This window comes from Limosilactobacillus frumenti DSM 13145 (assembly GCF_001436045.1).
Taxonomy (GTDB): domain Bacteria; phylum Bacillota; class Bacilli; order Lactobacillales; family Lactobacillaceae; genus Limosilactobacillus; species Limosilactobacillus frumenti.
Map to the genome: position 1 here is coordinate 76,061 of NZ_AZER01000014.1, position 23,739 is coordinate 99,799.

The window sequence follows — 23,739 nt, forward strand, 5'->3', positions numbered from 1 at the left end:
ATCAGTGGTAAGCTGGAGTTAGTAATGATTTTAGGAGGTCCTTATAATGTCTTCACAAGCTATCACAGCAGAGCAAATGCGTCATTATGATTCTTACACCATTAACCATATTGGAGTTCCATCGCTTGTATTGATGGAACGGGCAGCGCTGGCTGTTCGGGACGAGATTCTAAATGCTTTTCCAATCAACCTTGACCATGTCGTCGTGGTCGCCGGAACAGGAAACAATGGTGGTGATGGCCTTGATGTGGCCCGTCTATTACATATTGCTGGTGTAGATGTCACCATCCTCAATGTTGGTAACCCAGCACATACTTCTGACGAACACCAAGTCCAAGAACGGATTTGTCATTATTACCAAATTCCAGAAACAACTGACTTGGCAATTCTCAACAAGGCCACATTAATTGTCGATGCAATGTTTGGTATCGGAATTGACCGTCCAGTTGAAGGTGCTTACGCTGATGCTATTAAGGCCATTAATCAAGCTTCAGCAGTTGTTGTGGCGGTTGACATGCCTTCAGGAATTAACACTGATACTGGTGAGGTAATGGGCGTGGCCGTCAAGGCTGATTTGACAGTTACCTTTGCCTTCAACAAGGTCGGCTTAACTAAGAATGATGGCAAGGATTACGCTGGGCGCATTGCGATCGCTGATGACATGGGTACTTATGCCGTCGATGACTAAGTAGATATAACAAAGGCTTTAGGAAGTCCATCGATGAGACGCTTCCTAAAGCCCTTTTATTATATTATTTCAAATACTTTGCTGGATCAGCAACAAAGTCGTCAATCTTAACATCAACGGTGTCCTTTGTTGCTGCATTCTTCAGTTGGAATTGGCCTTCTTCAACTTCGCGTTCTCCAAAGACAGCGAAGTATTTGGCATTACGCCGGAAGGCCTCCTTGATTTGCTTACCAACCTTAACGCCTGAGTAATCCTTGTCAGCCACAATACCAGCTTGACGAATCTTATTCAAAATATTGAATGCTAATTCATCCCCGTCAGCATTGGCACTGGCAAAGAAGACATCCAATTGGTCCTTCGGGGCAAAGTCTGGATTTTCCTGCTTCAGTAAAAGCATCAAGCGTTCAACACCCATACCAAAACCAATTCCCCCTTCTTCAGGGCCACCTAATTGATTAATCAGTCCATTATAACGACCACCAGCACAAACCGTGGTAAAGCCGCCACCAAAGACCGGTGAATCAGACATGATTTCAAAAATAGTGTGGTTGTAGTAATCCAGACCCCGCACCATGTTAGTGTCGATTTCATAATCAATGCCGAGCTTCTTAAGAAGAGCTTGAACAGAATCAAAGTATTGTTGTGATTCATCATCCAGGTAATCCAGAATTGAAGGTGCTTGAGCAACAATTTTCTTATCGCCAGCATCTTTACTATCCAGGACCCGTAATGGGTTCCGATACATCCGTTCCTGTGAATCTGAACTTAATTCATCATAATGAGGCTTCAAAAAGTCGATCAATGCTTGGCGGTAGTCTTCCCGCACCTTTTTGTCACCCAGGGTATTGATAACTAGCTTAACGTTTGGCACACCAAAACGCTTAAAAAGGGTCATGGCCATTGCGATAACTTCAACATCAATTTGTGGTGACTCATTGTTCAAAGCTTCCACACCAATTTGGTGAAATTCACGTTGTCGCCCAGATTGTGGCCGCTCATAACGGAACATTGGTCCCATATAGTAAACCTTGTATGGTTTTGGATATTCAGGACCATAAAGTTTGTTTTCGACGTATGCCCGCACAACTCCGGCTGTTCCTTCCGGCCGTAACGCTATGTGGCGGTCACCCTTATCATGGAAATCATACATTTCCTTTTCCACGATATCTGACGTGTCACCAACGTTTCGGGAGAAAACATTGTAGTCTTCAAACATTGGCGTCCGAATTCCCCGATAGCCGAATTCTGCAAAGACGTCCCGTGCAACTGCTTCAACCTTTTCCCAGACATTCGTTGTCCCTGGCAGTAAATCCGCAGTTCCTTTTGGCTTTTGATATTCCATGTGTGTACTCCTTTCACCACAAAAAGGCCCGCTAAGACTAGTCGCCTTAGAGGGCGAATCAAATGATTGGTTCATCATTCTTTATTTCAACAGATTCTATTGATATTCATGTGTGATTTTACCATAGCTATTAGTGTTTGGGTAGCCGTCATGTCCTGGCGGCGCGATGAATATGCATTAATTTTAACCCCACAATTATCAGCGTAATGGTAATCATTAGAAATGCTGACAGGAACAATAGTTGATACGAACTATTTTCGATCACATATCCACCATAAAGCGGTCCAATCGCCCGGCCCACGGAGATCACAATATTGTAAAGTCCTTGATAATGACCGGCACGTTCTACCCCCGTTAGTTGGGTGATCCAGGCTGGTAAACCCGCAAAACTTAATGTTTCACCAATTGTCAGAATCACAAAGTCGACAATAAAGAACGGTAATGTTCGGATAAAAATCAGCAGAAAGAAAGAGCTACCAAAAATCGCTATGCCGATTAAGATCTGCTTAGATAACCTGACGTATGGACTTAGTTTGCTGACAAGGGGTTGACCGATAATAATAATGACGCCGTTGATTGTCCACAACATACTGTAGTCATAAAACGGGATCCCCATATTGGTCATGTGAACTGCCAAAACACTTTCCCATAAAGAATAACTAATGTGGATCGTAATCACATTTAACAAAATGAGGTAAACCAGTTGCAATAATGGCTGCCCCTTCAAGTTTACTTTGGCATGTCGTGGTTGATTCTTTTGCCGTTTTGCTAACGGAGCATTGAATGTCCAGATCACCACTAAGGACAAGGCCAGGTAAAAGATTGTCGCCACAGAAAATACTAAAACAACACTTATCGGTAAAAGAATACCAACCAGTAAAGTTCCAATCACAACCCCCACATTAAAAGCCATGTAAATATAGTTGAAAACAAAACGTGAAGTATGGTTAGCGACCCCGGTCCCATAGGAGTTAATGATCGTCATATTGATGCCATCACCAAAGCTATTAACCACAAGTAGTATTGCAAACCATGGCCAGCCATGAAACATAATTAAACTTGCAATCGCCAAAGTAGAGCACGTAACTCCTAACACAGCTGATTTATACGGACTCCAATGGTCAAATAACCATCCACCAAGGTAATTGCCCGTCATCATTGCAATGGAAATAAAGAGCATTACAATTCCCGCCGTCGTTAGCGTCTGGTGCAAGTATTTATTCACATACATGGTTGTTAGTGGCCAGATAAATGCCGCCCCGGTGTTATTTAACAGGCTCGCTAATGCTACCCATTTCAAATGAACAACTTTTTGGTTTGTCATAATCCTCCCCGTCTAGTGTCCCCAACACATAACAAAACGGAGCCTGCTTCAATAGCAACACCCCGTTATGGTACTTAACGTTCAACAATCATATTAGTTGATGGAACTTTAATTGCTGTATAGGTTGCTGCCACATGGTTTGCATGCAAACCTAACCCATTTTTAATGGTATTCCGGTAATGGGCCGTCATTATTGCCGCATATGCATTGCCCGATGACCGGTCAATTTCAGCCAGGCGGTGGTGGTTCCACGGCAAGCTTGTGGCGTCCACTGGTACCAATCGGCTCCCCTCAAAAACCGAACTATAACGAGAACTGACTGTGTACTTATCATTATTAGTCCAGTAAGTATAAGAAACCACTGGCCGTTTCCCTGAGGTAGCCCGCCGGACTTGAACATAATAGTATTTAGATCCTGAATTGTGGAGGGTCAATGTCTGGTACTTTGTGCTGACCCAGACTTGTTGGTGGTCATTGTAATCAACTGGCTGCATGAAGTGCATAGTAATTAAACCACCGAGCCACAGTACGGCAACCACCACTAAAACAACATAGCGGGTAAATAGTTTCCCATCAAACCGCTTTTTGGTTTTCGCGATTAGCATTAATTGCTGAACCCGAATGTAATGAATTACAAACCACAAGAAGGCAATCGCTAAACTCCATAACAACCAACCAAGCCAATTCCAACTCATACTCTTCCGTCTCCATTTCACAAAATATCTTACTTAGATTATCACACAAATAAGGGCGCTTGTCCGCTCTCATTATTAATTCTTAGATTATTTTATCCAGAGTATATTTTCTGATATCTAACAAATTTATGTTAAACTAATTTTGGCATTAAATTATAGATTGATTTACAATGTACTTAAAGAGAACCGGTGTTAATTACACCAAGGGGGACATTTATTCCATGGATAATTTGAGTGAAATTGCCCAAGAATTGATTAAATTCGAACGTGACAACGACATGACCGATAACCAAGTTGCATTTGGTAGTCACCTTTCTGTTGAACGTATTCACGACATTAAGGCAGGTAACAGTGAACCAAATGATGATGAGGCGGAATTAATTGAACGCTTCATGAAGAGCAGCAATAAGTAGCTATAGCTATAAACGGGGATGGTAAATACCATCCCCGTTTTACTATATTTGATAGATAGTCAGTCTGATGAAATCACCGACTGACTATTATTTTTTAAATTTTATTGGTAGGGTCACTGACTCAACCTTCGCCGATCGATCGTTAATCCGTTTTAATAGGGTCTTAATAAGCTGGTCAGCCAAGGCATGAATTGGTTGAACAACTGTTGGTAAATCTGGGGCAATTTGCTGAATTAATTGTGACCCATCGTAACCAGTGACAAAGAAATCATGATTCATTTTCAGGTGGGCTTCCTGATATTGATGCACAATTTGTAGCGCCTGGACATCATTAGAGGCAATCACACCGTCGTAATGCCGCGGAAAATCGGTCGTCGAAATGTCTTCACGACTGACCGTTGTAAAGTTAACGTCACTCTGATTAAGGCAATCCACGACCCCTTGCAGTCGATTCAAGGTTGGTGACACGGAGGTATCTTCATCAACAATCACCGCCAACCGTTGCACATGCTGGTGCAGCATGAACTGAGCCGCTAATTTGCCGCCGCGGTAACTGTCAGCGGCCACAATTGGAATATTATCAGATAGATAACGGTCAAACGATACGATAGGCGCCGTAAGTTGTTGATATTCTTCAATTCCCAAGTTATGCGAACCCGATATAATTCCGTCCACCTGGTTGGCAAACAGCATGCTTAGATATTCATGCTCAATTTGACGATTCTCAGCAGAAGAAGCAATGATGGTCTTATAACCCTTCGCGAATAACTGGTGCTCCAGCTCATTAACCAATTCTGCAAAGAAAGGATTAGTAAGGTTGGGAAAAATCAAGCCAATAAATTGTGATGGTTTCCCCTGCATTGCTCGTGCCAATGCGTTCGGCTGATAGTGTAATTGGGCCATCGCATTGTGAACTTTTTTAATCGTCTTTTCACTGAGCGAACCGTAGTTATTAATTACGCGCGAGACGGTTGTCACTGATACCCCAGCTAAGTCCGCGACGTCCTTAAGTTTTGCTACCATTTAGTATGTCTCCACTTCTTTGACAAAATAATTAATTATCATTATATCTCAATATAATCCATTCCAAATAAGAAAGTTTTATCCCACTATCCGTTACCTTTTGAGGAAAAAGGCATTGCGTGATTTTACTTGTCAATTGATAATACAAACGTTTAACGATCATTTTATGATCTAACGGTATGTGTACTGGCTTTAAAAGGGTTGTTATTGCAAAAAAGTAGATGTTAAAATTGCTTGCCCTTTAACGGGATAAATGATATTTTTTACATAGTTCAAAATCTTAACCACTTCTTAACTTTTTTCGCTAAATCTTCAACATTTAATTATTAATTGATTAGCAAGTTGGTTAATAAGTAGTCATTACAAAGGAGTTCACATAATGCGTCAATCATTCACCGATTCAAAAACTCATTACAAGATGTATAAGAGCGGTCGGAAATGGATGTTCGCTGGTTTGACTGCAGTTTCATTAATCGGTGCAACTGGGGTAGTTGCTCATGCTGATGAACAAACCCCAACAACTCCCGCTGAAGAAACGACTCAATCTGGCGCAAACAACAATAAGAATCAGTCTTCAAATGCTGCTTCTTCGACTGCTAGTTCTTCTGCCAATTCCAATGTTAATAGTAGTGCCGTTGCTAGTGATTCTACCAGTGCGGTTTCTGCAGCTAGTCAGGTGATCGCTAGTGCTAACGTTGCTTCTTCTGCAACGTCTGCTGCTAGTTCTGCTACTCACCAACTTGAGGTCACTTCTGATAGCAAGCAAAACACCTTAGTCGTTAAGCCAACTGCTAAGGCCACTGCTACTACGACCGCGGCATTTGCTGCCCAAAAGACAGCTGCTCCACAAGTTAACCTTAATTCTTTACACTTCAGTAACAACGCTCATTCACAGCAATTCATCGAAAGTGTTGCTCCTGGTGCTATCAACGGTTGGAACAAATACGGGGTTTTACCTTCAATCACCGTTGCTCAAGCTATTCTTGAATCTGGTTGGGGCAGGTCCTCATTATCCACACAAGCCCATAACTTATTTGGTATCAAGGGTTCGTACAATGGTCGTTCGGTTACGATGCGGACTCGTGAAGTATACGGTGGGCGGTCTGTTTACATCAACGATGCATTCCGGGCTTATGCTAATAATTCCGAATCTGTAGAAGACCACGGTAACTTTCTCTATGTTAATAGTCGTTACCACAACTTACTGGGTGACACTAACTACGCTTCTGTCGCTCGTAAGTTACGGGCTGATGGCTACGCTACCGATCCAAATTATGCTAACGCTTTGATTCGGCTAGTTCAGACTTACGGTTTAAACCAATTGGACTCCGTTGCCTTCTCTGGTAAAACTATTACCAACAAGGGTGGTAATAACGACAGCTCTTACAGCCAGTCATCATCTTACGGGAACAATGGTAACATCTCTGGAACGGGTTACTACACCGTCCAAAGTGGGGATACTTTGTCCGGTATCGCTAACCGCTTCAGCACAAACGTTAATACGCTGGCTCACTTGAACGACATTCAAAATGTTAACCGGATTTACGTCGGTCAGCACTTGCTTGTTCGTCAAGCTAGTTCCAATGCAAGTACTAGTCGTCCAAGTGCTCCTGTAACTAACAACACTCAAGCTAGTGGTACCTACACTGTCCAAAGTGGGGACACATTATCTGGCATCGCTAGTCGGTTCGGGACTTCATATGAAACATTAGCTCATCTGAATAACATTGCTAACCCGAACTTAATTCACGTGGGTCAAACATTACGTTTAAGTGGTAGTTCAAGTTCCACAACCACAAATGCAACGAGCCACACTACTAGTTCCACGAGTTCGGCTGCTGGTTCTTATACTGTTCAAAGCGGTGATACATTGTCTGCTATTGCTGCTCGTTACGGAATGAGTTGGGAAACCTTAGCACGCTTGAACAACATTTCTAATCCAAACGTGATCATGGTTGGTCAAGTTCTCCGGTTGAGTGCTGGTCCTACTACTCATGTCACAGTTCATAACGCTAGTCGACAAGTTACCAGCAGCTCCAATGGTGGCCAATACGTTGTCCAAAGTGGGGACACACTGTCTACCATTGCTGCACGGTATGGGATGAGTTATGAAACTCTGGCACGCTTGAACAACATTTCTAATCCAAACATGATTATGGTTGGTCAACGATTAAATGTGAATGGTGTAGCTACCCATTCATACCGCACTACTAATCATGCTAGTTACGGGAATGCATATACCGTCCAAAGTGGGGACACATTATCTGCTATTGCTGCTCGCTACGGACTTAGTTGGCGTTCATTAGCTGTAAAGAATGGCATTAGTAACCCTAATGAAATTATGGTTGGTCAACGCATCGTTCTCTAATCAAGTTACTAATAAATAGGCCGTTGATGGGATTTACCCATCAGCGGTCTTTTCGTATTTTATAAATTATCAATCATTTTCATTCTCTTGTCCTATAATTAACATAGGATTAGGGAGGGGGCTTGATCATTCGTGACAACACCAATGGTCGATCAGCTAGATATGGACAAAATCAGTCAACTGTTTAAGCTATTAGGTAATCCCAAACGCCTGCAGTTATTATACCTACTGATCCAACAATCAATGACAGTTAGTGAAATCAGTAACCGAATGCAATGGGAACAATCGGGGGTTTCACACCAGTTACAATTATTACGGAAATTCAACTTGGTCCAACAAAAACGTAAAGGGAAAGAAGTTATCTACCACCTCGAAGACTCGCAAGTTATGACATTAATTGCTGATGTCATTAGCCATGCGGAACAAATTGTTCACCGTTAATAATTAGGGCTCGTGAACACAACATCATAAATGACCTTATGTTTACGTAGCCAACAAATATAAATAGGCATCCAGTGTCTAAGATAGTTGAACACTGGATGCCTATTTATGGTTCCAAGGTATGCGTATTTCCTTTGAATTTTAATTATTATGTATTTAAACAAACTTTAGCGTAACTTGATCCTTGCTCATAATATCATCCAATGTGACTTCTTCCCCATCATGGAATTCGTCGGCATTAAGACTAAAGCCTGGATGGGTATGAGCATAGAACTTAAATTCATATGTTGGTGTTTCACTACTATCTTTGACCATCATTACCCCTGAAGTGCCATCGGAACAATGAATGGTCTGGTCTTCTTGCTTGTCATTAACAAAAACAGTTGTCACTTTCAACACCTCCATTATGATTATAACTCAATTTTGGTATACCTAAAACAATTTTGCATCGTTAATCTACAATACTAAACAAATCAATTGAGTTTGCCTATTAGCACAAATAAAATCGGACACAACTAAGAAGAGTTGTGCCCGATTAATTATTATTTAATCTGCTGCTAAGGCGTCAATCGGATTAAGCTTGGCAGCCCGTCGTGCCGGCAGTAAGGCAGCAATAAAGGAAATAATGATCGCAATAACAAATGCAAAAATAATATTTCCTGCTGTAATTTGAACAATATTATACTTAATTAAATGATATAGGGCGTGGTTCAAACTGAAAGTGACTACAAAGGAAATAACCAATGCCAGGATGGCTGAGAAAAAGCCAATTAAAATGGATTCAGATGTAAATAACCGCCGAATATCTTTCTTACGTTCCCCGAGCGCCCGTAAAATACCAATTTCCTTAGTTCGTTCAGATACCGACATGTACATAGTAACAATAATCATTAAGGCGGATACTAGTAATGAAATACCAGCAATCGCCGCTAAGATCGTCGAAGCAAGATGGACGTAAGTATTGAGAGTCTTCAATACAGACCCGACCGTAACCGTCCCTAAAATACGACGATTATTATTATCTCGCATGTTATCAATCTTATTAGAAACGGTTTGAACATTATTCAAATTACTTGCGAAAACGGCCACATAATTCGCTCTTGTAGTAGCATCATTGTCACGAAGTAATTTAAACATTGTCGCATGATTAAGTGATGTTGATGCACTGGCACCATCAGATAGCCCACTGACTTTAACATCACTGCTTATTTGGACTGGCTTACCATTCTTGTCAATCCAGTTAAAGTTTAAATGAACTACTTTTCCGATAATTGATTTATATTTTTTAGCACTAGTCAGCTGAATGGCCTGTTGTTTAGTTAAAAGAATTTCACCATTACCTGGCCGGTGCCCCTGTTTAATAGAACTAGTAGTAACGGAATGATTCCAAGTGGTCATTGTCGTGCCACTTTGCTGCATATTTCGGTATGATAAGCGGAACCCTGGCACCATTACTCCCGTCTCAACCCGGTCCACATCAGATAAGTTGCGCAAGCGTTGAATATCATGATCGCTAATAAACATCGACTCTGGATCAGCGGACAAATTTTGCAGTGAGGCTTGGAGCTGTTCTTGGCTCATCTTTTTACCACTCGGATTACGAAAAACCGTAATTGCCCGTGGATTGGCCATGGAATTAATTTGATCTTGGATATACCCATTGACCCCATTTCCTAAACCAGTAAAAAGAATCACCGCAAAAATCCCAATCGCGGTCCCTAACATAATTAAAGAATTCCGCCAAAAGTTATACATTAAGTGTTTAAAAGAGGTGCGGTAAGCTGCAGTAGCTGGTAACGGCCGTGCTTGCAAATTTGTTGTATCTTGCGGCAACGGATAAGGATCTTTTAGTTTAACATCCCCATCTATTTTGCCATCGGCTAAATGAACAATTCGTGTCCCATGATTAGCAACTTCTTGCGAGTGCGTAACAGCAATGACTAACTTTCCATCGCGGGCAATGCCATCTAAAATAGATAAAACTTCCTGGGTATTTTCTGCGTCTAAAGCCCCGGTAGGCTCATCGGCAATAATCATCTGGGGATCTGAAGCCAGGGCCCGTGCAATCGCGACCCGCTGTTTCTGGCCACCAGAAAGATGATTAGGGTGCTTATTAACTTGATCGCTCAATCCAACCTGATCAAGCAATTGCAAGGCCCGTTGGCGACGAGATTCGCGACTAAGGGTCGTCATATCCAGTGCCACCAAAACATTATCTAGAACTGTTAAATGAGAAATAAGGTTATATGACTGGTAAATGTAGCCGACAGTAGAACGACGGTAATCGTCTAATTGTCGTTCTTTAGAATGATCGAGCACCTGACCATCCACGGTTACCTGTCCTTCAAACTGCCGATCAAGGCCCCCGATAATATTCATCAGCGTTGATTTACCACCACCAGATTCACCCAAAATGGAAACAAACTCACCGCGGTCAAACGACAAGTCAATTCCCTTCAGTACTGGGAAGGCTTCCTTATCAACATAGTACGATTTTTTGATGTTTTTTAATGTGAGGAATGCCATTAGCGATCTCCTTTTTTCCTAATAACTTTCATTATATCAAAAAGGAGCCCCTCGCTAATAATTAGGAGAGTCTCCTTAACAGAAATTAAATCATTTCCCGGGGAATAAATTATTCCTGGGTTAGTTTGCCATCACTAAGGTCCCAGATACGGTCAGCAAATTGTTTTAACCGCAGATCATGGGTCACAACAACGACTGCTTTATTATTTTGCTTAGCTAGGTCCTGGAATAGCTGACCAACAACTTTCACCAAGTTACTATCTAGTGAGGCAGTTGGCTCATCTGCCAATACAACTTGGGGATCGGTATACAAAGCTCGCGCAATAGCGACCCGCTGGTTTTGACCACCAGATAATTCGGACGGATATTGGTTTACTAACTTTTTAATTTCTAGTTGCTCTAATAATTGATCTAATTGGCCTGCCGATAGGTTCCCCGCCTTTTTAACACGGTCAACCAGTTTGAATTGGTCCTGAACTGTTAAATACGGGAGAAGATTATAGGATTGCAAGACAAAGCCAATCTTATCCAATCGTAAGTGTTCCTTTTGTTGATGACTAAGTTTATTGATATCTTGCCCATCAATAATTACTTGGCCAGTGTCTGGTGTTTGTAAGCCCCCAGCAATCGTTAGAAAAGTGCTTTTCCCAGATCCAGAAGGACCGAGTACCAGGTTTAATTCACCCAACGCAGCCGAAAAGCTGACGTCTTTTAGAACATGAACACGGCCCACACCATGGCCATACGACTTATTAACATCTTTAATGATCATTGCATCGTCCATTGGTAGTCCTCCTTTATTGATTTAATGCGGCTACTGGATCAATCTTAGCAATTACGCGAACTGGCAATAGTGCACCAATAATGCCTAAAACTAGCAGTGCTAGGGATAATCCGGCAATTGCTAGCCAGTTAATCTCCATCGGTAAGCCTTCTGGTAATACTTGTTTGGTTAGTAATGTCAACAAGATACCGCCAGCAGCCCCAACAGCCACAAGTAATAGTGACTGGTAGATCGTTGAACTGATCAGGTTCTTAGCAGGAATTCCTTGAGCCCGCAAAACCGCAAAGTGTGGCAGTTTTTGAATCGTCAAAATATATAGGAAAACGGCAATGATTACTAAGGAAATAATCATCAAAAAACCAATCATAAATGTAAAGGTTGTATTTTGTGCACTATATCCAGGCAACTTATTAACGAATTGCTTGACGGTATAGTGTTGCAATTTGGGTGCTGTAGCAGTAGACATTGCTTGGTCAGAAATTAGTGCTGACCCGACAATGTTCGGCTGAACACTCCGGAGTTGCCGCCAACTTGTCAAGCTGCCGTACACCACCGGGGCAACGCTAAGCTGAGCATTTTTAACAAAGCCGACAATCTTAAGTTTTGGTCCCTGACTGTTCAGTCGCAGCTGGTCGCCGATTTTGAATCCCTTATTTTTAAGCGATTGGTCAGTAACAACTTCGCGATTGTTTTGAGCCTTCCGACCAGCAGTCAACTGCAGTTTATCCCGGAAAATGAATTCATTACGATTTAAACCAACAAACTGAACATTTTCCTTATCTTTTCCCTGCTTAGCAACAGCTGGAGCAACCCCAATTGTTGCCATGTGGTCTGGACGGTAGTTAGGCCGTTTCTCCTGACTGATGAGCGATTGACTGAGACTATCATTACTATTTTTACTTAGAAAAACGGTCTGTGTTCCCCAAGAATCAATGGCGGCGGTATTTTCGTGAGCTAACCCTAACATCATTCCCATTAAGATCATAATGAGGTAGCTGATCAGGATGAACATTAGGGTAATCAGGCCATACCGTAATTTTTCGTGTTGGATTTCTTTTAATGCTAGAAACATTATTACTGCTCCTTTCGTAGTAATTGATTTAGCACATGGGCTAAATAATTTAATGAGCGTTCCTGATCCATTGGGTTAAGCAGGCACTCTCTGATTGTCTCGTGGACCAGCGTCATCACCGCCCATTCATCAGCATTGTGGGGCAGTGGTCCCGCTGTCCGCGTGAGGAGGCCTTCGTTTGCTTGAAAATGTAGCCGGACCAGGTCCCGATAACGACCATTATTAATTGACGTTATAAATGTTTTAACTTGATTTAGGTATTCATCAGCGGTTAGTAAGCCAGCTTGCTCCGTCACGGGCTGGTGAATGGTCATCATGGCTTGGCGATAAATGTAGCGGTAGGCATCGGTCAGGTCGGTGAAGTACTTGTAAAATGCTCCTCGTGCTATATGTGCTTGTTTCACAATCCGAGCAACTTGGGCATCCGCTAAACTATGATTGCTAAATTCAGTTAACAAGGCTTGTTGAATATGAGTCTTTTTTTCTATTGGAAGATGATCAAAGGTCTTCAATGGCATTTTTATTCCTCCTTAGTGACACTGTGTCACCTTAATCTGTGTAAATAGAATACCGCTAAAGTGACACCGTGTCAACTAGACAACAAAAAAAGAGGCTGCCATAACTCAGCCTCTTAAAAGTCAGTTAACTTAAGCGTTTTCGCCGGCAACCTTCACAACGGCTTTTGAAACACCCTTGATCCGTCCGTTAACAAAGTCATCAACATCTTGGTAGTCAAATTCGTGAGACAACAGTGGTAAAACGTCAACTTTACCAGAGCCCATTAATGCAATCGCATCTTCGAAGCAATAAGGATTAATAAATGCTCCTTGAATGGTCAGTTGCTTTTGGAAGACTTCGTAACTGTTGATTGAGAACTTGCTATCAGGGTTACCAACACCAAACATTAATACTTGACCGCCGCGCGCAGCTGCTTCAACTGCTTGTTCCTGGGTTTCTGGACGACCAACTGCTTCAATAACAATGTCGTAAGCATCATTTGGAATTTTTTCACCCTTAGCAGTGTTGATAGTTTTGGCACCAAAGCGATCGTGATTTAGCTTCAGTTTGTCGTCAGATAAACCACTTAGCGTAACTTCTTCAACCCCTTCGGATAATAAGGTTTGGACAAATAACTGGCCCATGAACCCGTCACCGATGACTAATGCCTTTTGGTATGGGTGTAGTTCCAAAAGATCAACCCCATGAACAGCACATGACAGTGGTTCCGTAACCGCAGCAGCCTTAAGTGATAAGCTATCAGGAATTGGATAAACGACCTTAGCAGGAGCAGTAAAGTATTCTTCAAAGCCACCATCACGAGTAACACCAACAGCATCTAAGTGTTCACATAATTCTGGACGAGAAGTCCGACAGTACTTACATTCACCACAGTAGATGTTTGGGTCAACTGAAACACGATCACCAACTTTTACGTTTGTAACTTCAGAACCAACTTTAGCCACAACACCTGAGTTTTCATGACCAAGAACAATTGGTGGAACAGCATCGGCAGAACCAGGCAGCCCAGCGTACAATGCGTGATCAGTCCCACAAATACCAGCAAAAGCGGTGTGGACAAGCACTTCATTCGGCTTGATTTCTGGAACATCAACATTCTTAACTTCAAGTTTCTTAATACCTGTTAATACAAGAGCTTTCATGGATAATGAACCTCACTTATTTGTTTAATTGCTCACAGTATAACGAAGTCATTTACTAAATGTCAAACGTTTATCATTATTTACCAAAACTTTTTATCAAAATTATTCAAATTAATTTTGTAAACGTTTTAATTTGTAAAATAATTGCCATTCTAGCATCGAGAAATGCCGTCAATCGGGCAATTTACCATTGAACTAGTTTATTTTTTATGTTAGCCTAACAAAGTAATCCAATTAAGTTAACCTTTGTTGTCATGCAAAGGTAACAAAATTAAGATGAAAGGTGGATTTGGCGTGGATAACACAAAAAATCAACACCGTAAGCATCATTTAATTGAATATGCTAACGGCAAGTCGTTGGAAGAAATTAACGGTACTGTTAAAGTTCCGCATGGTAAAGGATTCTGGAGAACTTTATTTGCTTATTCAGGACCTGGTGCATTAGTCGCTGTCGGATACATGGATCCTGGTAACTGGGCAACTTCAATTACCGGTGGACAGAGTTTCCAATACACCTTAATGACTACTATCTTGATTTCAAGTTTGATTGCGATGCTTATTCAATACATGGCAGCTAAACTCGGAATTGTGAGTCAAATGGACCTTGCTCAGGCAACACGGGCACGGACCGGTAAAGCATTAGGTGTTATTCTTTGGATTATGACTGAATTAGCCATCATGGCGACCGATATCGCCGAAGTTATTGGGGCCGCAATTGCCTTGAACTTGCTGTTCCATATTCCTTTGATCCCATCAGTCTTCATTACTGTTCTAGATGTTTTAGTATTGCTATTATTAACGAAGATTGGTTTCCGGAAAATCGAAGCGATTGTTGCTTGCTTGATTCTAGTTATTCTGTTTGTCTTTACATACCAAGTTGCATTGTCACATCCTAACTGGAGTGCTGCCTTTGTTGGCTTACTGCCATCTACAAAGGCGATTGCTCAAAGTCCTAACATTGGTGGTATTACTCCATTAAGTGGATCCCTGGGGATTATTGGTGCGACCGTTATGCCTCACAACCTATACTTACACTCAGCAATTTCACAAACCCGTGAAATCGACCACAATGATTTAGACAGTATTCGGCAAACCGTCCGCTTTACTACTTGGGACTCTAACATTCAGTTGTCCTTAGCCTTTGTTGTTAACGCCTTGCTGTTAATCATGGGTGTTGCTGTCTTCAAGTACGGTGCCGTTAAGGATAGTTCATTCTTCGGTTTGTACGACGCATTGAACAATACTTCAATGTTGTCTAACCCTATTCTGATTGCCGTTGCTAAATCTGGTATCTTGTCAACATTATTTGCTATTGCCCTATTAGCTTCTGGTCAAAACTCAACCATTACTGGGACTTTAACCGGTCAAGTCATCATGGAAGGATTCGTCCACATGAAGATGCCTCTTTGGGCACGGCGGCTGGTTACCCGTATTATTTCTGTTATCCCTGTACTAGCTTGTGTTGCTATGACTTCTGGTGAAACAACCATCCAACAACACTCTGCTTTAAACATGTTAATGGAAAACTCACAGGTCTTCTTAGCATTCGCCTTACCGTTCTCAATGTTGCCATTGCTATTAATGACCAACAGTGAAGTGGAAATGGGTGAATTCAAGAACCGCGCATGGGTTAAATTCTGCGGTTGGTTCTCAGTTATCTTATTAACCTTCTTGAACCTGTACAACTTGCCATCAACCTTTGAAGGTTTTGATGTTTGGTCCAAGACTACTTCAGATGTTATCGCCTACATCACCATTGTCGTTATCCTGGTTCTCTTAGCATGGACTTGGATTGAAATGTACCGTGGTGATAAACGCTTTGCTGCTGAAGGTAAGGGCTTCGAACAAGAAGAAGAAAAGATGAAGAAGGAAGGCCAAAACTAATCCTTTAATGGCTTAGTCTTAGTCATCTATCATTATCAATAAATACAAGAGGCTTCTAGTGCCTGGTAATAATACCACTCACTAGAAGCCTCTTTCTGCATCCATAAACCAATAATTTAGTTTTAATTTCTTTCAATTTTTTATTCATATTTTCTTCACTTATTACCTGTATATTATTAACCATAGAAAGATAACTTCCTCCTCACAAAATGTATCTTTCTCCTTCCTCCCTAAATGATTTAAGTTACAGCAAAAGCCCACGATTCCCTATCATGGGCTTTTCTGTATGACCAATAATAGACTATTCATTAACCATAAAATGTTATAATATACACCTGTAAATAAATTTCATTCGCTAAGTAAGAGGTGAATAGGTTGAATAATTCAAACAACCAACGTCCAAGTCGGGTTCAACTTTACGATTCAAATAATAACTCACGGCGGCCATCATTTGGCGGTGGCAAAAAGCCTCGTCGTCCCCGGATGAGTGGGATGAACAATCGATTGTTTAAAATCCTATTAATCGTTCTGTTAACAATTCTGGCAGTTACTGTCATTGTTTTTGCGATTAAACAACAAAACCCTGTTAATACTGATAACAACGATCAAGTTTCGACAAGCAGTAAATCATCACACAAAAAGCACCATAAGAAGAGCCATAGTTCATCCAAGTCAAATGATGATGACGATGACTATTCCTTCTCCTTCTCTACTGGTGGCGGCAGCCAAGGAACGACAAACAATGGTGGCAGCCAACATACAACCAACAGCAACCAAGGAACAACAAATAATGGTGGTAGCCAAGAACAATCCACTAACCAGGGCGGCGACCAGCACAACACTGGCAACAGTCAACCAGCTACCACTGGCGGTAGCAACAACAATGGAGGCAATGCTCCTGCTAATCATCCAGCTGCTACTGCCAACCCTGGCAAATAATTTTTCTTAGCAAATTTTAAATTTACCCTTGTCATCACGTAATCCAGTGCTATAATCATAGTCAATTAAAGGATATGCACTACGGAAGTCCTCTACCAGGGAGTCAATGCCTAGGCTGGAAGCATTGTTGAGTGATGGCCGTAGATGTACCACCTTTATATTTACCCACCGAAATAAGGTGGCGCGGGTCGTGTCCGTTACCACACCACAGAGAGGACGGCACTAGTACGTCCTGAACATGGGTGGAACCACGCTGATTATGAAATAATTGACGTCCCTAACGCTTTGATAAAAGGCGTTAGGGACGTTTTTTGTTTAACTACAAAAAAGGGAGAGATTGTTTATGGCTCAAGTTGCTGTTATGTCACCAGATGGATCAGTCAAGAAGATTGACCGCGATTCTGAAGAAGGTTTACAAGCTTTACGGAAATTATCCGCATTAATGTTAAAGGCTGCTCTGAAGCAAGAATTCAAGGGCATCCGCTTGGGTGAAGCTGCCGCTGATGAAGATGGCTTCCACGTTGATTCTGATAAGGATGACCAACAAGTTTCCGCTGATGAATTACCAGCCTTAGAAGACGTTATTAAGGGTATGGCCAAGAATGATGCCAAGGTTGAATTCGTTGAAGTTGCGGTTGATGACGCCTTAGCAGAAGTTAAGAATGATAAGTTCTCAACTGAATTAATTAATGAAAATGCCAAGGCTGGCAAGGTCGCAATGTACCAACTCGGTGACGTTAAGGCCGTTGCTAAGGACGATATCTTAGTTTACGGTGACGTTATCAAGAATCTAAAGCTGTTATCTGTGGCTGGTGCTTATTGGAAGGGAATGTCCTCTAACCCAATGCTGCAACGGATCTACGGAACCGTCTTCTACAAGAAGGACGACTTAGCTGAAGACTTGAAGAAGCGTCAAGAAGCCAAGGAACGTGACCACCGAGTTATCGGTAACCAACTGGACCTCTTCTTCGTTGATCCAAAGGTCGGTGCTGGTTTACCATACTGGATGCCTAAGGGTGCTACAATTCGGCGGACCATCGAACGTTACATCATTGACCGTGAAGTAGCCGATGACTACAAGCACGTTTACACCCCTGTTCTGATGAACCTGGATGCCTACAAGACTTCAGGTCACTGGGAACACTACCGTGACGACATGTTCCCACCAATGGACATGGGTGATGGTGAAATGCTTGAATTGCGGCCAATGAACTGCCCTAGTCACATTCAAATTTACAAGCACCACATTCGTTCTTACCGTGACCTACCATTACGGATTGCTGAATTAGGAATGATGCACCGTTATGAAAAGTCTGGTGCCCTTTCTGGTTTGCAACGTGTTCGTGAAATGACCTTAAACGATGGCCACACCTTCGTTGCCCTTGATCAAATTCGGACTGAATTTGCTAAGATTTTGAAGTTGATCATGTCTGTTTACAAGGACTTTGACATTACTGACTACAGCTTCCGTCTTTCTCTTCGTGACCCTAAGAACACTAAGAAGTACTACGCTAACGATGAGATGTGGGAAAAGTCTCAAACCCTGTTAAAGGCTGCGATGGATGACTTGAACCTTGATTACTACGAAGCTGAAGGTGAAGCTGCCTTCTATGGTCCAAAGCTTGATATTCAAACTAAGACTGCCCTCGGTAACGATGAAACGATGTCTACTATTCAGTTGGACTTCATGCTTCCTGACCGCTTCGGCTTAACTTACGTTGGTAAGGATGGTAAGGAACACATGCCTGTCATGATCCACCGTGGTGTTGTTGGTACCATGGAACGGTTCGTTGCTTACTTGACTGAAATTTACAAGGGTGCATTCCCAACCTGGTTGGCACCTGAACAAGTTCACATTATCCCCGTTAACGAAGATGCTCACGGTAAATACGCCGATGAACTTGCTAAGAAGATGAAGGCTGCTAATATTCGGGTTGTTGTTGACCACCGGAACGAAAAGATGGGTTACAAGATTCGTGAAGCACAAACCCAAAAAGTTCCATACACCCTGGTCGTTGGTGACGATGAAATGAAGAGTAATGGTGTCTCTGTTCGTAAGTATGGTGAACAAGCACAAAACGAAATGAGCCAAGATGACTTCATGGACGAAATTCTTCATGACATTGCAACTTACTCCCGTAAAGACTAATAAATAAACTAATGAAGCCCACTGCTAGCAATTGTTAGCAGTGGGCTTTTGCTATTCTATCAGTTAAATTCCTTGTTTTCTAAACTGTTCATTTAGGGCAATTATCCGTATAATAAGGGAGTTACTTTAAATATTTATTCAGAAGGAAGTGAAAAGAGTGGCAGAAAATCATCAGGCTCATTCATTAGGGTTCTTCGCAGCATTATCAACGGTTGCTGGAACCGTAATCGGTTCAGGGATTTTCTTTAAGGTCCCCGCGGTCACTAAAGCTACCGGCTCCGTTGGATTAGCCACTTTCACTTGGCTTCTTGCTGGTCTTATTACCATTTGTGCTGGGCTAACAACTGCTGAACTAGCAGCAGCTTATCCGCAAACCGGTGGAATGACCCTATACATTGAAAAAACATACGGCCACTTTTGGGCTTTTCTTGCCGGATGGGCGCAATCATTGATCTATTTCCCTGCACAGTGGGCAGCTGCAGCCATCGCCTTTGCTACTCAATTCGTGGACTTATTTGGTTTAACAGATTCGTGGATCCCCCTAGTTGGAATTATTACCACTCTGACTGTACTAGGTCTTAACTTAGTCAGCGCAAAAGTTGGTGGCCTCGTTTCTTCATTAGCATTAGTAATCAAATTAATGCCGATTATTGCTATTATCGTCTTGGCATTCTTTCATCCTGGTGACCCGCAATTCCGGCTACTGCCACTTAACACGAATTCCCATACCAACTTCTGGACAGCCCTTGGTGCAGGTCTATTAGCAACGATGTTCGCTTATGACGGCTGGATTCATGTAGGAACATTAGCCGGTGAAATGAAGAATCCTAAACGCCATCTTCCAAAAGCCATTGCTCTTGGCCTGGGCCTGGTAATGGTCGTTTACTTGTTAATCAGCTTAGCGTTCCTCTATGTTGCCCCTATGAACGTTGTTGCTAATAACCTCAATATTTCCGCAATGGTGGCTAAAATCGTTTTTGGTAACATTGGTGGGAAGATTATTACCATTGGAATTATGGTATCCGTGTATGGGGCACTGAACGGCTTCCTAATGACTGGAATTCGCGTCCCCTTTGTAATGGGCCACATGGGTTATCTCCCATTCAGTAGAGCCTTCAGAGCGCTTAATCGTGGTGGTGTCCCTTGGGTGGGTGCCATCATTCAATTAATGATTGCAATTATGATGATTTTGTCTGGTTCCTACGACCTCGTTACCAATATGTTGGTAGTTGTGATCTGGTTTTTCTACCTCTTCTGTTTTGGTGCGGTTATTATTCTGCGCAATCGCCAACCAGACTTAGAGCGTCCCTATAAAGTACCTGGGTACCCAATTATTCCCCTCGTTGCCCTTGCTGGTGGCGTTTTTATTATTATTACTACTATCATTACCCAACCATTTGTTACAATAATTGGAGTTTTAGTCACAATCGTTGGTATTCCAATTTACCTATACCAAAAGAGCCATCATCGTATTCATGAGGGCTAACTGCGAAAGGATTTTTAACGTTATGAAAAATCAACTTAACAATGTCCAAGAACACGAAAAAACGCTGGGACTCTTTGACCTAGCTATTCTCGGTATCGGTGCCATTATTGGGACTGGGATCCTCGTCCTTACCGGGATTGTTGCCGCTAAAGACTCCGGGCCAGCGATTATCTTTTCATTTTTAATTGCTGCCTTAGCCAGTGGCTTGATCGGTCTATGCTATTCAGAATTAACTACTAGTCTACCTAATTCGGGAAGTGCCTTCTTTTACGCTTGGGTATCTATTGGGAAATTTGTTGCTTTTCTCGCGGGCTGGACATTAATTGGCGTCTACGTAACTACCACCGCTACCGTCGCTAATGGTTGGACCGGTTACGTTCAATCTTTTTTAGAAGTGCTCGGTGTTAACTTACCCCATCGTTTTTTAATGACTCCTGCTGCTGGTGGTTTGATCAACCTGCCTGCTGTCCTTATGATCTTATTAATGACGATTATTTTGACGCGGGGAACCAGTGAAAGCAAGTTAATCAATAACTTCTTGGTAGGGGTAAAAATTTTCATCATTGTCCTGTTTATTGTCGTCAGTCTTCCCCACATCCGCTCGACAAATTGGCATCCCTTCCTTCCGTATGGTTATAAGGGAATTTTTACCGGAGCATCAGCGGTTTTCTTTTCATTTCTCGGTTTTGATGCCCTAGCAACGTCAGCAGAAGATGCTAAAAATGTTGACAAAAATATTCCCCGGGCAATAATTTTGTGCCTCGTCATTTCAACTGCCCTGTATGTGTTAGTTAGTTTAGTGATGACTGGTGTTGTTTCCTACACTAAACTAAACGTTTCTGAAGCAATGTCCTATGTTCTGATCGTTAAAGGCCACCGTTTTGTTGCGGAAATCGTTTCTTTAGGAGCCGTCCTTGGAATAATGGCAGTCGTATTTGCCTTCATTTACGCAGGGTCAAATATCCTCAAGTCAATGAGTCGAAGTGCTTTCTTACCGCAAGGCCTCGCAAAAGTTAATGTGCATACAAAAAGTCCTAATCGTGCCATTTGGTTAGTTGGTATTTTCTCAGCTATTCTTGCTGGTGAGTTTGACCTTCACTACTTGGCACTTATTGCCAATATTGGTTCCTTAATGGTATTTGCCTTAATTTCATTAATCGTTATAATTCTCCGTTACCGTTACCCAGAATTAAAGCGCCCCTTCAAAGTTCCAGGTGGTAAGATTATTCCAATGATGTCAATCTTAATTTGTTTAGTACTACTGGTTAGTATTTCACTGACTGCTTGGTTGACTTACCTGGCGTGGATAATTCTTGGTTTGTTAGTTTACTTCTTCTACTCATTACGGCATGCTGATGAATTCAACTTTACTAAAGAGGAATAACCAAAAGAAGGGTTTAACCATTCGTGTTTACGAGTGATTGAACTCTTCTTTTTGGTATGTTAATAGCTTAAAAACAAGGTGTAGAATAAAAGTAGCGCACTAAGAAAGGATTTGAATTTATGGGACGTTTTAGAAATTCTGCTTGTACATCAATTATGGTCGGCAAGGACGCTTCACTGGATGGGTCGACATTTATTTCACGAAATGAAGACCGGGTAAAAGCGATTGAACCGAAGCAATTTTTAGTCCAACCAGCCGTTCATGACCGCCACGAAACATACGTTTCTGCTTACAACAAGCTAACAGTGCCGTTACCAGCTAATGGAATGCGTTACACGGCTACTCCAAGTGTTGACCAATCAGCTGGCCCTAACGAAGAAGACGGGTTTAATGAAGTAAATGTTGGCGAGAGCGCTACTGAAAGTGTCTACGCTAACGACCGCGTTTTAGCCTATGACCCCTTCGTTAAAAATGGCTTAGCAGAAGATTCGATGACCACTTTAGTACTACCCTACATTCACTCAGCTCGAGAAGGAGTTACAAGATTAGGTCAGTTGGTTGCTAAATATGGTGCCGCAGAAGGTAATGGTGTGCAATTTAGCGACCACAATGAAGTTTGGTACATGGAAATCGCCACTGGTCACCAATGGGTTGCTGTACGGATTCCAGATGATTGCTATGCCGTTGCCGCTAATCAGATCGCTATCGAGCAAATTGACTTTGATGACCATGATAACTATATGTGGTCACCTAATATTCAAGAATTTGTTAATCTTCACTGCCTCAATCCTGACAAGGATCAATGGAATTTCCGCCATATCTTCGGTACCAATACGCAAAAAGATCACCATTACAACACACCCCGGGTCTGGTTTGCTCAACGTTATTTGAACCCAATTGCTAGCGCCAATCAAACTCCTGAATCCCCTGATATGCCATTTATCCGTAAACCAGAACGAAAGATTAGTCTTGAGGATATTCAGTACCTCCTAAAATCTCATTACAATGAAACTAAGTACGACCCGCTTGGTGATGGCAATGACCATGACCGGCATGTTTATCGGGCAATCTCGCTTTCACGAACGGCACAATCGCACATCTTGCAGATGCGTAATAATGTTGATGCTAAACACGCGGCTATTCAGTGGGTTGAGTTTGGTGTCCCGTCTTTTTGTGCCTACGTACCATTTTTTGCTAACGCTGATGATACCGATTACTCTTACCGTCATTTTCCGAAAAAGATGAATTTGAAGAGTGCTTACTGGTTAAATGAAGCATTAGCAATGGTCGTAGAATCCCACTATACTGATTTCATGCAAGCTGATTTGGACTATCAGGATGACCTGAATGAATGGGCCCAACGCAGAATTGCGCAAGTCGATGATCACGCTAAAAACCTAACAGGCACTAAACTAACGACTTATTTGACTGGTCAAAATCATAAAATCGCTCGCCATTACAACAAGAAAGCTAAGAAACTATTGTTTAAATTAATCACTGAAGGAACAGAACTTTCAGCTTTAACATTTAAGATGTATCCAAACCTTTAGATTAAAAAAT

The 23,739-nt window shown here is 42.0% G+C and carries 20 protein-coding genes; 10 read left to right on the plus strand and 10 right to left on the minus strand.

Annotated elements, in window-relative coordinates; genetic code table 11:
* Positions 1-46 precede the first annotated feature (46 nt).
* Positions 47-688, plus strand: a complete 642-nt coding sequence (locus tag FD27_RS03540; protein ID WP_057749622.1) for an NAD(P)H-hydrate epimerase — start codon at positions 47-49, stop codon at positions 686-688.
* Between the two features lie 64 nt (positions 689-752).
* Here FD27_RS03540 and hisS read toward each other — a convergent pair whose 3' ends face one another.
* From hisS to FD27_RS03555, 3 genes are all read right to left on the minus strand, one after another.
* Positions 753-2,030 carry a histidine--tRNA ligase gene (hisS, locus tag FD27_RS03545; RefSeq protein WP_057749625.1) on the minus strand — a complete coding sequence of 426 codons (1,278 nt, stop codon included), beginning with the start codon at positions 2,028-2,030 and terminating at the stop codon, positions 753-755.
* A gap of 148 nt (positions 2,031-2,178) precedes the next feature.
* Positions 2,179-3,354: an MDR family MFS transporter gene (locus FD27_RS03550; RefSeq protein ID WP_057749628.1), complete on the minus strand. Its 1,176-nt coding sequence runs from the start codon at positions 3,352-3,354 to the stop codon at positions 2,179-2,181.
* A 74-nt stretch (positions 3,355-3,428) separates the two neighbouring features.
* Entirely contained in the window at positions 3,429-4,049 is a 621-nt protein-coding gene (locus FD27_RS03555; RefSeq protein ID WP_057749631.1) for an LVIS_2131 family protein, read from the minus strand.
* A gap of 221 nt (positions 4,050-4,270) precedes the next feature.
* Between FD27_RS03555 and FD27_RS03560 the strand changes: the two genes are divergently transcribed.
* Complete coding sequence (locus FD27_RS03560) at positions 4,271-4,462, plus strand: LBP_cg2779 family protein (protein WP_057749634.1); 192 nt, start codon at positions 4,271-4,273, stop codon at positions 4,460-4,462.
* A gap of 87 nt (positions 4,463-4,549) precedes the next feature.
* On the opposite strand, the gene FD27_RS03565 is transcribed toward FD27_RS03560, so the two are convergent.
* A complete protein-coding gene (locus tag FD27_RS03565) occupies positions 4,550-5,485 on the minus strand; it encodes a LacI family DNA-binding transcriptional regulator (protein WP_057749637.1) in 936 nt (311 codons plus the stop codon).
* 376 nt (positions 5,486-5,861) lie between these two features.
* On the opposite strand from FD27_RS03565, the gene FD27_RS03570 reads away from it, so the two are divergent.
* Together FD27_RS03570 and FD27_RS03575 are read left to right on the plus strand one after the other, a co-directional pair.
* Entirely contained in the window at positions 5,862-7,853 is a 1,992-nt protein-coding gene (locus FD27_RS03570) for a LysM peptidoglycan-binding domain-containing protein (protein WP_413230741.1), read from the plus strand.
* 144 nt (positions 7,854-7,997) lie between these two features.
* Positions 7,998-8,294: an ArsR/SmtB family transcription factor gene (locus FD27_RS03575; RefSeq protein WP_057750200.1), complete on the plus strand. Its 297-nt coding sequence runs from the start codon at positions 7,998-8,000 to the stop codon at positions 8,292-8,294.
* Positions 8,295-8,450: 156 nt separating this feature from the next.
* Here FD27_RS03575 and FD27_RS03580 read toward each other — a convergent pair whose 3' ends face one another.
* The 6 genes from FD27_RS03580 to FD27_RS03605 form a co-directional block, all read right to left on the minus strand.
* On the minus strand, positions 8,451-8,684 hold the full coding sequence (locus FD27_RS03580) for a hypothetical protein (protein ID WP_057749642.1): 234 nt from the start codon (positions 8,682-8,684) through the stop codon (positions 8,451-8,453).
* Between the two features lie 156 nt (positions 8,685-8,840).
* Positions 8,841-10,820, minus strand: a complete 1,980-nt coding sequence (locus tag FD27_RS03585) for an ABC transporter ATP-binding protein/permease (RefSeq protein WP_057749645.1) — start codon at positions 10,818-10,820, stop codon at positions 8,841-8,843.
* Between the two features lie 109 nt (positions 10,821-10,929).
* A complete protein-coding gene (locus FD27_RS03590; RefSeq protein ID WP_057749648.1) occupies positions 10,930-11,604 on the minus strand; it encodes an ABC transporter ATP-binding protein in 675 nt (224 codons plus the stop codon).
* A gap of 13 nt (positions 11,605-11,617) precedes the next feature.
* Positions 11,618-12,676 (minus strand): ABC transporter permease, encoded by a 1,059-nt coding sequence (locus FD27_RS03595; protein WP_057749651.1) that lies wholly within the window; start codon positions 12,674-12,676, stop codon positions 11,618-11,620.
* A 2-nt stretch (positions 12,677-12,678) separates the two neighbouring features.
* Positions 12,679-13,194 (minus strand): TetR/AcrR family transcriptional regulator, encoded by a 516-nt coding sequence (locus tag FD27_RS03600; protein WP_057749655.1) that lies wholly within the window; start codon positions 13,192-13,194, stop codon positions 12,679-12,681.
* Between the two features lie 129 nt (positions 13,195-13,323).
* The gene (locus tag FD27_RS03605; RefSeq protein ID WP_057749658.1) at positions 13,324-14,337 is read right to left on the minus strand and encodes a zinc-dependent alcohol dehydrogenase family protein; all 1,014 of its coding nucleotides are present in this window, start codon (positions 14,335-14,337) and stop codon (positions 13,324-13,326) included.
* Between the two features lie 276 nt (positions 14,338-14,613).
* Here FD27_RS03605 and FD27_RS03610 point away from each other — a divergent pair, with 276 nt between their 5' ends.
* From FD27_RS03610 to FD27_RS03635, 6 genes are all read left to right on the plus strand, one after another.
* Positions 14,614-16,221, plus strand: a complete 1,608-nt coding sequence (locus FD27_RS03610) for an Nramp family divalent metal transporter (protein WP_191979138.1) — start codon at positions 14,614-14,616, stop codon at positions 16,219-16,221.
* Between the two features lie 375 nt (positions 16,222-16,596).
* Positions 16,597-17,160: a hypothetical protein gene (locus FD27_RS03615; RefSeq protein ID WP_057749664.1), complete on the plus strand. Its 564-nt coding sequence runs from the start codon at positions 16,597-16,599 to the stop codon at positions 17,158-17,160.
* A 343-nt stretch (positions 17,161-17,503) separates the two neighbouring features.
* Positions 17,504-19,309 carry a threonine--tRNA ligase gene (thrS, locus tag FD27_RS03620; RefSeq protein ID WP_057749667.1) on the plus strand — a complete coding sequence of 602 codons (1,806 nt, stop codon included), beginning with the start codon at positions 17,504-17,506 and terminating at the stop codon, positions 19,307-19,309.
* Between the two features lie 157 nt (positions 19,310-19,466).
* Positions 19,467-20,795, plus strand: a complete 1,329-nt coding sequence (locus FD27_RS03625; RefSeq protein WP_057749669.1) for an APC family permease — start codon at positions 19,467-19,469, stop codon at positions 20,793-20,795.
* A gap of 22 nt (positions 20,796-20,817) precedes the next feature.
* Positions 20,818-22,179, plus strand: coding sequence for an APC family permease (locus tag FD27_RS03630; RefSeq protein ID WP_057749672.1), 1,362 nt, complete (start codon positions 20,818-20,820; stop codon positions 22,177-22,179).
* A 119-nt stretch (positions 22,180-22,298) separates the two neighbouring features.
* Positions 22,299-23,729 (plus strand): C69 family dipeptidase, encoded by a 1,431-nt coding sequence (locus FD27_RS03635; RefSeq protein WP_057749675.1) that lies wholly within the window; start codon positions 22,299-22,301, stop codon positions 23,727-23,729.
* Positions 23,730-23,739: the final 10 nt, after the last annotated feature.